At 37.8% G+C, this 11,649-nt stretch carries 10 protein-coding genes; 8 read left to right on the top strand and 2 right to left on the bottom strand.

Features of this window, described 5'->3' with window-relative positions:
- Window positions 1-4 precede the first annotated feature (4 nt).
- A complete protein-coding gene (locus BUB03_RS01065; RefSeq protein ID WP_073061223.1) occupies window positions 5-280 on the top strand; it encodes a DUF1294 domain-containing protein in 276 nt (91 codons plus the stop codon).
- A 124-nt stretch (window positions 281-404) separates the two neighbouring features.
- On the opposite strand, the gene BUB03_RS01060 is transcribed toward BUB03_RS01065, so the two are convergent.
- Window positions 405-2,012, bottom strand: coding sequence for a glycosyl hydrolase family 28-related protein (locus tag BUB03_RS01060; RefSeq protein ID WP_073059632.1), 1,608 nt, complete (start codon window positions 2,010-2,012; stop codon window positions 405-407).
- 214 nt (window positions 2,013-2,226) lie between these two features.
- Between BUB03_RS01060 and typA the strand changes: the two genes are divergently transcribed.
- The 4 genes from typA (at window position 2,227) to ychF (ending at window position 7,806) form a co-directional block, all read left to right on the top strand.
- Window positions 2,227-4,032 (top strand): translational GTPase TypA, encoded by a 1,806-nt coding sequence (gene typA, locus BUB03_RS01055; RefSeq protein ID WP_040994613.1) that lies wholly within the window; start codon window positions 2,227-2,229, stop codon window positions 4,030-4,032.
- 126 nt (window positions 4,033-4,158) lie between these two features.
- Window positions 4,159-5,766 (top strand): glycoside hydrolase family 10-like protein, encoded by a 1,608-nt coding sequence (locus BUB03_RS01050; RefSeq protein WP_073059630.1) that lies wholly within the window; start codon window positions 4,159-4,161, stop codon window positions 5,764-5,766.
- 193 nt (window positions 5,767-5,959) lie between these two features.
- Window positions 5,960-6,511, top strand: a complete 552-nt coding sequence (locus BUB03_RS01045; protein ID WP_073059628.1) for a ferritin — start codon at window positions 5,960-5,962, stop codon at window positions 6,509-6,511.
- A gap of 203 nt (window positions 6,512-6,714) precedes the next feature.
- Window positions 6,715-7,806 carry a redox-regulated ATPase YchF gene (gene ychF / locus BUB03_RS01040; protein ID WP_073059626.1) on the top strand — a complete coding sequence of 364 codons (1,092 nt, stop codon included), beginning with the start codon at window positions 6,715-6,717 and terminating at the stop codon, window positions 7,804-7,806.
- A 113-nt stretch (window positions 7,807-7,919) separates the two neighbouring features.
- On the opposite strand, the gene BUB03_RS21620 is transcribed toward ychF, so the two are convergent.
- The gene (locus tag BUB03_RS21620) at window positions 7,920-8,081 is read right to left on the bottom strand and encodes a bacteriocin (RefSeq protein ID WP_117614893.1); all 162 of its coding nucleotides are present in this window, start codon (window positions 8,079-8,081) and stop codon (window positions 7,920-7,922) included.
- A gap of 145 nt (window positions 8,082-8,226) precedes the next feature.
- Between BUB03_RS21620 and BUB03_RS01035 the strand changes: the two genes are divergently transcribed.
- The 3 genes from BUB03_RS01035 to cls all read left to right on the top strand — a co-directional run bounded on the left by BUB03_RS01035 (window position 8,227) and on the right by cls (window position 11,647).
- Entirely contained in the window at window positions 8,227-9,165 is a 939-nt protein-coding gene (locus BUB03_RS01035) for a helix-turn-helix domain-containing protein (RefSeq protein WP_073059624.1), read from the top strand.
- A gap of 96 nt (window positions 9,166-9,261) precedes the next feature.
- Complete coding sequence (locus tag BUB03_RS01030) at window positions 9,262-10,026, top strand: SDR family NAD(P)-dependent oxidoreductase (protein WP_040994622.1); 765 nt, start codon at window positions 9,262-9,264, stop codon at window positions 10,024-10,026.
- Between the two features lie 154 nt (window positions 10,027-10,180).
- Window positions 10,181-11,647: a cardiolipin synthase gene (cls, locus tag BUB03_RS01025; RefSeq protein ID WP_073059623.1), complete on the top strand. Its 1,467-nt coding sequence runs from the start codon at window positions 10,181-10,183 to the stop codon at window positions 11,645-11,647.
- Window positions 11,648-11,649 lie beyond the last annotated feature (2 nt).

The raw sequence follows: 11,649 nt of genomic DNA, 5'->3' as shown, positions 1-11,649 counted from the left end.
CACTATGATCATTTTATATATCCTGCTTACATTAAACCTGTTTACGTTCATCGTTTTTGGATGGGACAAAAGGCTTTCAGTCAAACATAAAAGAAGAATTCCGGAAAATACGCTTTTAGGAATAACTTTTATAGGAGGAACTTTGGGAGCCGTTTTAGGAATGCTTATTTTCAGGCATAAAATTTCAAAAACATCTTTTTTATTGAAATTTGCGCTTATCGTTTTGATTCAGGCTATATGTATTTATTTTTTGAAAAATATTATCAAGATCAATCTTTAAAGCAAAAACACTAAAATTCCTGTTGATGTAAGGCTAAAAAATGTTAAATAAGAAAATAAAGAACTGCTTTCCAGAAAAGCAGCTCTTTTATATAATGAGATTATAAACTCCGGGATATTTTTATTTATACTACTGTTCCTGTGCTATCTTTCCACGTCGAATCCAGACCGTCATACCAAATTGGTTTTTTGAGATTATTATCGTAAAAGAATTGTGCATGTTTTAAGTTTTTGTTCGGACGTACAAATCCATGATCGAAATAACTGGCTGTCAGAGCTGCTTTGTTTATTGTTTTAAAGTCATTTCCATTTCTGTAAAAAGAACCGGAAAAATTGTTTTCAGACGAACCGGTATAAGTTGGGTCTTTTACAATGATAGCGTTAGGATAAGAAATGAAATTGCTGTCCCAGTTCAAACTGTCAATACTGGAAACATAGGCAGCATATGGAACGGAACTTCCGCTTGCTACTAAAAACTTGTTGCCGATCACGGAGGTTCTACCCAGTGTTTCAGCTACGTAAATATTTGCTCCCTCATCATTAACGGCAATATGATCACCACAGTTATTGAAGACGTTATTAAATATTTCCCAATCATAGCAATTACTTCCTTGATATATAGCATTTTTATTGATACCATTAATGACACTTGAGGAAATTGTAATTCTATTGGAATTAATTCCTTTAATAAAATGACTGGTATAATCACTTGCCGTTGAATACAGCCCCCTACCTAAAACATTAATACCATTCAGAATAATTTCGTCAGCTTTGTCTGCATACACGAGTCCGTTTATTGAGTTACCGGCAGCATGAACGAAGAATGAATTGCTGATCTGAACCTGCTGTACTCTTTTAATATCATTACCTCTGATCCGAATAGCATACGCTTCGGTTGGACTATCCACTTCACCAATATATAAATTAGTGATAGACGTGTTTTGATGACCTGTATTAGTATCCAGAGGCTCGATATCCAGACATGAGATCTTTCCTGAATTACACCAAACATTGACTAATCTGTTTCCTCCGGCAACCAGTCTTAAAGGAATATCTCCTGCAGCGAATTCAGAATTTGAGATACTGCTGTCCGAATAGATTTGAGCACCAACTTTATTATCCCGAAAATAACAGTTTTCTATTCTTAACAGACCTCTTTTGGAATATAAACCATATTCAGAGAAGTTTTTTACCGCTACTCTGTCCAGAATCAATCCGCCGCCTTCTGTAAAATCCATGGCAATAGTTCCTGATGTGATAGCATGATCATCATGTTTTCCGTTAAAAATAAGATTTGAAATTTTGAAAGTATTTAGTCCTTCTGCACCTCTAAAAAGCGTATTTGAGTTTTTTGTTGTAAGAATAGTACTGTTTTTATCCCATATATCACTGCCGCTGCCTGAAATGCTAAGTCCTGAAAATTCCATCGGAATTTCAATAGTAGAATTGATGATATATTGACCAGGGTCTAATCTTACCGAATGGGAAGAACGGATAGCGTTTTTTATCGCTTGCGTGTCATCTGTTTCACCATCGCCCTTAGCTCCAAACCACTTTACATTTACCGTGTCATCAACTAGTATTCTTCTGTAATATTTATTGTTGATTTTCTTATAGATGATATCATCACACATATTATCATCAATATCTGTTGTTTCATCATAGGCATGTTCTGTTTCTAAAAAACAGGTCCATTCACCTGTAAATGGATCATTTAATTCAATTGTTGCCATTTTTTTTCGTTTTTTATGTTATTATATTTGTTTCCTGCAGGAAAACTACTGGAGCAAAGATAAATGCGGTCAGCGCCAGAACTTGACGTATATTATTTTATCCGAGTTTTTAAAAGATTTTGCATAAATTTCTCATTATGAATTTGTTAATTAATCCATATTCTTGCTCATTATTCATTAAAAAACACTATTTTTGCACCCGTAAAAATCATTCATGCAAAACATTAGAAATATTGCGATTATCGCACACGTTGACCACGGGAAGACGACTTTGGTTGACAAGATTATTCATGCTACAAACATTTTCAGAGAAAATCAGGAAAGTGGAGAATTAATAATGGATAACAATGACCTTGAAAGAGAAAGAGGGATTACGATCTTATCCAAAAATATTTCTGTTACCTATAAAGATACTAAGATTAATGTAATCGATACTCCTGGTCACGCCGATTTCGGTGGTGAGGTAGAAAGAGTTTTGAAAATGGCGGATGGGGTAATTCTATTGGTTGATGCCTTTGAAGGACCTATGCCTCAGACAAGATTCGTACTTCAGAAAGCATTGGAATTAGGACTTAGACCTTTAGTGGTGATCAACAAAGTAGATAAACCTAACTGTCGTCCGGACGAAGTTCACGATCAGGTATTCGACTTATTCTTCAACCTTGAAGCTACTGAAGAGCAGTTGGATTTCCCAACATTCTACGGATCTTCAAAACAAGGTTGGTTCAACACTTCATTAGAGCAAACTGAAGATATTTTACCATTATTAGATGGCATTTTACAATATGTTCCTGCACCGAAAGTAACGGAAGGTAACCTTCAGATGCAGATCACTTCCCTTGATTATTCTTCATTCTTAGGAAGAATTGCAATCGGGAAAGTAACAAGAGGTGAACTTAAAGAATCTCAATGGATCGGTCTTGCACAGGCAGACGGAAAAGTGGTAAAAGGAAAAGTAAAGGAACTTTATGTTTTCGAAGGTTTAGGAAAGAAAAAAGTAACTGAAGTACAGGCAGGAGATATCTGTGCTGTTGTTGGTTTCGATTCCTTCCAGATCGGGGATTCATTTGTAGATCTTGAAAATCCTGAGCCATTGGAAAGAACTGCTATTGATGAGCCTACATTGAACATGACGTTCTCCATCAACAATTCACCTTTCTTCGGAAAAGACGGTAAATATGTAACGTCTAACCACCTTAAAGAAAGATTGACAAAAGAACTTGAGAAAAACCTTGCGTTAAGAGTTCAGCAGACTGATGATGCCAACACGTTCCTTGTTTTTGGTAGAGGTATTCTTCACTTGTCAGTTTTGATCGAAACAATGAGAAGAGAAGGTTACGAAATGACTATCGGTCAGCCACAGGTTATCCTGAGAGAAATTGACGGTGAAAAATGTGAGCCTTATGAATCTTTGGTTGTTGACGTTCCTGAAGAATATGCTTCAAGAGTTATCGATTTGGCTACTCAGAGAAAAGGTGATCTTCACATCATGGAAACTAAAGGTGAAATGCAGCATATGGAATTCGAAATTCCTTCAAGAGGTTTGATCGGACTACGTTCTCAGATGTTAACTGCTACTGCAGGTGAAGCTATTATGGCTCACCGTTTCACAGAATATAAGCCTTTCAAAGGAGCAATTCCTGGAAGAAACAACGGGGTATTGATCAGCAAAACTCAAGGTCCTGCTACAGAATATTCTATTGCCAAACTACAGGACAGAGGTAAATTCTTTGTTGATCCGGGTGAGGAAATCTATGCAGGGATGATCATTGGTGAACAAAACAAACCTGGAGACCTGGTGGTAAACATCGTAGAAGCAAAACAGCTGAACAACATGAGAGCTTCAGGAAAAGACAAAGATACAGGTGTTGCACCTAAAATCTTATTCTCACTGGAAGAATGTATGGAATATATCCAGGGTGATGAAGCCATTGAAGTAACTCCAAACTTCATCAGAATGAGAAAGAAACTCCTTTCCGAAGAAGAAAGAAAAAGAGTGGAAAGATCAGCGAAAGCATAAGAAATTCTTATATATAATAGAAAAGCCTCGAATTTTTCGGGGCTTTTTTATTAGACTATGTCTTAAAATGTTTATTTTGGCATAATAATCTCTTAGAAAAAATAAATTTAAAGCAGTTTGCAGACGATGAAAATGAATATTATAAAGCTTACCGTTCTGGCCGGCGTTTTTGCATCATATACCAGTTGCTCCGTACAGAACAATACTATAAAAACAACTCCGGCTAAAAATACTTCCAAACCCAATAATCCTGTAAAACCAAAAGATCCGGTTACCACAGTAAAACCTGTAACACCAGTACCACCTGCGGATGAAAACTTCAGAACGGTTCTTCCGGAAGTTAAAAGAGAATTCCGCGGAGCCTGGATCGCAAGTGTAGCCAATATCAACTGGCCTTCAAGAAATAATTTAACGGTTGATCAGCAGAAAGCAGAAGCCATCAGCATGCTCGATATGCTGAAAGATAATAACTTCAATGCGGCGATCTTCCAGATCAGACCTTCTGCCGATGCCCTTTACACAAGTAATATAGAACCGTGGTCATATTTTCTGACCGGTCAGACAGGTACCGCCCCATACCCGAACTATGATCCTCTTCAGTTCTGGATTGAAGAAGCCCATAAAAGAGGTCTGGAGCTTCATGTATGGCTAAACCCTTACCGTGCCCATCATACCAATGGGGGAGCGGTAAACAGCCTTTCTATGGTTAATAAACTTTCTGATATTGTTGTAAGGCTAAAGAACGGAATGTATTGGTTCGATCCTGCTAACCCTAAAACGCAGGGCCACGTTTCCAATGTTGTAAAAGATATTGTGAAGAGATATGATATCGATGCCATTCATTTTGATGATTATTTTTACCCTTATGCCACTTACAACAGGGGAGCGGATTTTCCCGATAATGCAACCTGGAACGAATACCTGAAAAATGGAGGAACATTATCCAGAGCAGACTGGAGAAGAGATAACGTTAATAAATTTGTAGAAAGAATTTACAAAGAAATCCATGCTGAGAAAGATTATGTAAAATTTGGGATCAGTCCTTTTGGGATCTGGAAACCCGGATACCCGGCAGGAATTGTAGGATCCTCGCAATACGACGAATTATATGCAGATGCAAAATTATGGCTGAATAAGGGTTGGGTGGATTATTTTTCTCCACAGCTTTACTGGCCGATAGATGCCCAGGGTCAGGGTTTTGAAGCATTGCTGAACTGGTGGAAATCTGAAAATACAATGAACCGCCACCTCTGGCCGGGACTCAATACCGTTGAGATTAAAGTATCAGACCGGCCAACAGAAATTAAAAACCAGATTCAAATTTCCAGACAGGTTTTAAAGAATGATGCCGGAGAAATTCACTGGAGTATTGCAGGGTTAACGAAAAACGCAAACATGCTGCCAACCCTGAAAAACGGCCCTTACAGCGAGAAAGCATTAGTTCCCAAAACACCTTGGATAAAAGCTGTTCCATTACAAACCCCAACATTATTTACAGCGGATAATGGCAGTTTTGTACAGGCCAGCTGGAGTACCAAAAATATAGGAAATGTTTTCCAATGGATTCTTTTTACCCAATACGACGGAGTCTGGGAAACGGAAATTCTTACATTAGACAATCTTTCAAGAGATATCCCGAAATCTAAAGGCAGCAGAAAGCTGAATGCAGTTGCCATAAAAGCAGTAGACAGACTTGGAAATGAAAGCGACTATATGGCAAGGAAAATTAAATAAAAACAATTTAAGAAAATAAAGAAAACCAGTTCAGAAGGACTGGTTTTTATTTTAGAATAACTATAAATTATTAGCTCAAACGAATGAAAATCAGTTGTATATAAATGGAATTTAAAGTAAATGGTTAAAAATAAACTCCGGACGGAACCATTTTTGCATTAATATTTCCATAATCACCAAAAAATATATCATTATGAATACCAACAGACTTTCCCCGACCATTGAAAAAGCATTGAGCGATCAGATGAACAAAGAAATTCATGCATCTCATGTTTTTTTATCGTACGGGATCTGGGCAGATGATAAAGGATATCAGGGAATTGCCAATTTCCTTTACAGACATGCTCAGGAAGAAAGAAATCATTCTATTAAATTTATGGAATACGTGCTCAACAGGGGAGGAAAACCAAAAGTAGATGCCATACCGGCTCCTCCTGCAGACCCTGAATCTTTAACAGCATGTTTTGACGGTGTATTTAAACACGAAGTTGACAATACTACAGCCATTTACAGAATTGTAGACCTGGCGCTGGAAGAAAAAGACTGGGCTACCTGGAACTTTATGCAGTGGTTCGTACAGGAACAGATCGAAGAAGAAACACTGGCCAGCAACCTGATCGATAAACTGAAAATTGCAGGTGGTGACCGTGCTACGGATGAATCTTTATTCACTCTAGATAAAACACTACAGGAAACTCCCAACGATGTGCCTTTAGCACAGGAAGCTACCGGAGATAACCCATAAAAACCAAATGGGTGAACAAAAAATTATTCAAAATCTGCCAATTACCGGCAGATTTTTTTATTATGAAACTCCTTTTAAAATCACTATCTTTGCAGGCTGAAAGTTCAGGGGTCCAAAGCTGATAAAGAAAAAACTTTAAACATCAGACTTTGAACCTGTCACCTGAATAGCATCATTGAATATTAAACTTTGAATTTTACAATATGAAATGTGGAATTGTAGGCCTTCCGAATGTAGGTAAATCAACTCTTTTTAACTGCTTAAGCAATGCTAAAGCACAGTCCGCAAACTATCCTTTCTGTACGATAGAACCGAACTTGGGAACGGTATCTGTACCGGATCAGAGATTATTTGAGCTTGAAAAAATAGTGAACCCGGAGAGAGTATTGCCTGCTGTAGTGGAAATCGTTGATATTGCTGGCCTTGTGAAAGGTGCCAGCAAAGGAGAAGGGTTGGGAAATCAGTTCCTTGCCAATATCCGTGAATGTGAAGCCATTATCCACGTTTTAAGATGCTTTGACAATGGAAATATCATCCACGTTGAAGGTTCTGTAGATCCGATGAGAGATAAGGAAATTATTGACATCGAATTGCAGCTTAAAGACCTTGAAACGGTTGGAAAAGCTGTTGAAAAAGCTAAAAAATTTATTAAATCAGGTAAAAAAGACGATATTCTTGTTTACGAAACCCTTCAAAGCCTGGAAAAATTTATTGAAGACGGTAAAAATGCAAGAGAATTTCCTGTAAACGATATGACTCAGGCCATCATTGATGATATCCAGCTTTTAACAAAAAAGCCTGTATTATATGTTTGTAATGTAGACGAGAATTCTATTAAAAACGGTAACGAATGGGTAGAAAAGATCGAAGCAATGGCTAAAAATGAAGGTGCAGAGATTGTTGTTCTGGCAGCACAGATAGAAGCAGATATCAATGAGTTGGAAACTTTTGAAGAAAGAGAGATATTCCTTGAAGAATTGGGACTTGAAGAGCCGGGAGTAAACCGTCTGATCAGAAAAGCTTACGACTTATTGAAACTTCAGACCTATTTTACAGCAGGTGTAAAAGAAGTAAGAGCATGGACAATCGGACAGGGATGGACCGCTCCGCAGGCTGCAGGGGTAATTCACACCGATTTTGAAAAAGGATTTATCCGTGCAGAAGTAATCAAGTATAACGATTATATCACTTACGGTTCCGAAGTGAAGGTTAAAGAAGCTGGAAAGCTTTCTGTAGAAGGTAAAGAATATATTGTTCAGGATGGCGACATCATGCACTTCAGATTCAACGTATAAGAAAATATTAAAGTTAGTTTGTAATAGAAAATGCTTCAGGGATAATCTCTGAAGCATTTTCTTTTTATCGTTAAAAAAGCCATCCTTATGGAGAATGGCTCTTTTTGATTTTATTAAGGCTCTATTCCTGGTCTGCATTGCAGCTGTGCACAGCCTATTGATATTTTGCTGCAGGCGCCGGTCATAGGATCAATGCAGTCCATTAATCCACCTGTAATGCTTCTTAATTGCTTTTTGTTCAGTTTTTTTCCTTTGGCTAAATTTTGATTTTTCATAAGTTTTAATTTTTAATGAGTTAGTTAAAAACTAAGGTAAGAAAAATATCTATAGGTATGTCACATGATGTGGAAAAATGTAAAAATATTTTTCCGGGTTCAAATCCGCTAACTTTGTATATTTGAATTTTACAAATCGTCAGTTATGGAAAAAATCACTCATACGTCTCTTGAAGATTTTTATAAAGAGATGACGGCCAAACTGGGAAAAGATCTTGAAAGTATTTTTCCGAAAGGACTTCATAAAGATATCGGGCATTTTAACGTATTTGATATCCGGCAGACCATTGAAAGAGTGAAGAATACTGCAGAAATGCCGTATAACAGGAGGAAATACTATAAAATAAGCCTTATCAGGGGAAAGAACAGGGCAGAATATGCAGATAAAGTCATTGCGATCAGGAAAAATGCTTTATTATTTGCTACACCAAAGGTTCCTTATCATTGGGTTCCTGAAGATCCTGATCAGTCGGGAAGCTTCTGTGTATTTACAGAAGATTTCTTCATTAAGGCACAATCCAGGTTTTCGCTGGAAGACCTTCCGATTTTTCAGCCGGGCAATATCCCTGTGTTTGAAATTGATGATGAGCTGGCGGACGAAATAGAAATTCTGTTTACAAAAATAAAAAATGAAATAGCGTCCGACTATATTTTTAAGTATGACTTGATCCGTAACTATGTTCTGGAACTGATTCATTATGGACAGAAACTGCAGCCTGCAGCCAAGCTTTCCGCTTCAAATGATGCTTCATTACGAGTAGTTTCGTTATTTATAGAGCTTCTGGAAAGACAGTTTCCAATCGAATCTTCAGATCAGAGACTGGAACTGAAAACCGCAAAAGATTATGCGGACCGGCTCGCCGTTCATGTAAATTATCTGAATAAAAAACTAAAAGAAAGTACCGGAAAAACAACCACTGAATTTATTGCAGACCGTCTGATCCAGGAAGCTAAGATTCTTTTAAAGCAGACAAAATGGAACGTTTCCGAAATATCCTATGCGCTGGGTTTTGAAGAGATTGCCCATTTTTCCAACTTTTTCAAAAGAAAAACTTCTTTTACTCCTATGGAATTCCGTTCATGATTTGAATTTTGCAAATTTCAGATTGATTCGGGCAAACATTCCCTCTTTAGAATTCTTCAACTTTGTACCAGTAAAATTTACCAAATAAAATAAAAGATGAATACAAAAACGAAAATTGCGTTAATCACCGGAGGAAGCCGCGGACTTGGAAAAAATGCAGCCCTTAAGATTGCCCAGAAAGGATTGGATGTTATTATCACCTATAAAAACAGCCGTGAAGAAGCTGATGCGGTGGTCAATGAAATAAAAGCATTGGGACAGAAAGCCGCTGCTTACCAGCTGGATACCAGAGATGTAAAAAGCTTTGATGCCTTTGTGAAAAATATTACAGATCACCTGAAGACTGAAACGGGAAGCCCAAACATAGATTTTCTGGTCAACAATGCAGGAACAGCTTTATATTCTCCTATTACAGAAACTACGGAAGAGCAGTTGGACGACATTATCAACGTTCATTTTAAAGGTGTTTTCTTTCTGACTCAGAAAATGCTTCCTTTCATTAATGACGGTGGGGGAATTATCAATATTTCATCAGGACTTGCAAGATTTGCCCTTCCTGGATCGTCTGTTTACGGCTCTATCAAAGCCGGCGTGGAAATGCTGACCAAATATATGGCAAAAGAGCTTGGTTCCCGTAAAATAAAAGCAAATGTTATTGCACCGGGCGCTATTGAAACGGATTTTGGAGGTGGAAGAACAAGAGATGATCAGAATGTGAATTCAATGATTTCCGGCGTTACTGCATTGGGAAGAGCCGGGCTCCCGGATGATATTGGGGGAGTTGTGGCTTTTCTGTGTACCGACGATGCAGGATGGATCAATGGACAGAGAATAGAAGCTTCGGGAGGAATGTTCCTGTAGAAACAATTGTTTTCTGGAGTTACAGCTAATCTTTAAAATAAGACAAAAATAAACCAGTTCTGAAAACGGACTGGTTTTTTGAATATAATAAAGTTACAAAGTCACAGTTCTTTTAACAAAATTAACTATCTTTAGTAATCACAAAGCCATTCCTATGATAAAAGAGTTTTTCGACCAGTTTCCCTATATCCTTGTAGGGTTAGAGATTCTTTATCTTGCAGGAATTATCTTTCTCGCCGGTAAAATCATCATGGATACTAAAAATACCAGTAAAACTCTGGCTTATCTCTTGCTGATCATCTTTCTGCCGGTTGTTGGGATTATTATCTACTTTGTATTTGGCGTCAATTACCGGAAAAATAAATTTTATACTTTCAAAATAGAACGCAACAAGCAGGTTTATCAGGCTGTGAGCACTTATATCCGGGAAACCCATTACAAAACATTAGAAAAGTATAAAGATGAGATAGAGCCGTTTCTAACTACGGTTAATTTTCTCTATAATGCAGGGCATTCTCCACTGTCACAGGGAAACCATGCGGAAATACTGATCAACGGGGAAGGAAAATTTGAAAAAGTTTTTAAAGTCATTGAAGGAGCAGTTCACCATATCCATCTGGAATATTATATTTATGATAACGACAGGATAGGCAACAGACTTGCTGATCTGCTTATAAAAAAGGCAGGAGAAGGGGTGATCATCCGTTTTCTCTATGACGATATGGGCAGTGGGAAAATCGGCCGTAAACTTTTGAAAAGGCTGAAGGAAGGAGGCGTCCAGGTATCTCCGGTAAACAAGATTACTTTCAGGCTATTGGCCAACAGGGTGAATTACAGAGATCACAGAAAGATCATCATTGTGGATGGAGCAGAAGTTTTTACTGGCGGAATCAATGTTTCTGATAAGTATATTAATCCTAATCCCCGGCAGTACTGGAGAGATACCCATCTTTATATTAAAGGCGAGGCGGCTTTTTATTTTCAGTTTTTATTTTTCAGCAACTGGATTTTTGCCACAGAGAAAATTCCTGAAATTTCCCAGCTTTACTTTGATCATAAAAGCAAGGAAAAAGGAAACTCACTTATTCAGACGGCGGCCAGCGGCCCGGATACCAAGCCTTCCATTATGCTGAGTACCGCATCGGCAGTGCTTTCCGCTAAAAAACGGGTATACATTGTCACTCCTTATTTTATTCCGGTAGAGACAGTGCTGAATGCAATTAAGCAGGCTGCTCTTTCCGGAGTCGATGTAAGGCTTATGGTTCCTAAATCCGGTGATTCAAGAGTGGTAAATGCAGCGGCATATTCTTACTACGAAGAGCTGCTTGAGAATAAGGTGAGGGTTTTCTTTTACAAAAAAGGCTTTATTCATGCAAAAACGATGATCATAGACGACGATTTTTCATGTGTAGGCACAGCCAATATGGATGTCAGAAGCCAGGAACTGAATTTTGAGGTCAATGCACTGATTTTTAATAAAGAGATCAATGAAAAACTTCAGAGTCTGTTTCATGGAGATATGAACGACTGTGAAGAAATTCATTACGATTCATGGAAGAAAAGACCAAAATACAAGGTCTTCTTCGAGCACATGGCCAGGCTTCTTTCCCCGCTGATCTAAAA

It is taken from the genome of Chryseobacterium oranimense (assembly GCF_900129755.1).
Lineage (GTDB): Bacteria > Bacteroidota > Bacteroidia > Flavobacteriales > Weeksellaceae > Chryseobacterium > Chryseobacterium oranimense.
Note: the sequence above shows the minus strand (reverse complement) of the source record. Positions and strands in the feature narration are given on the sequence as shown.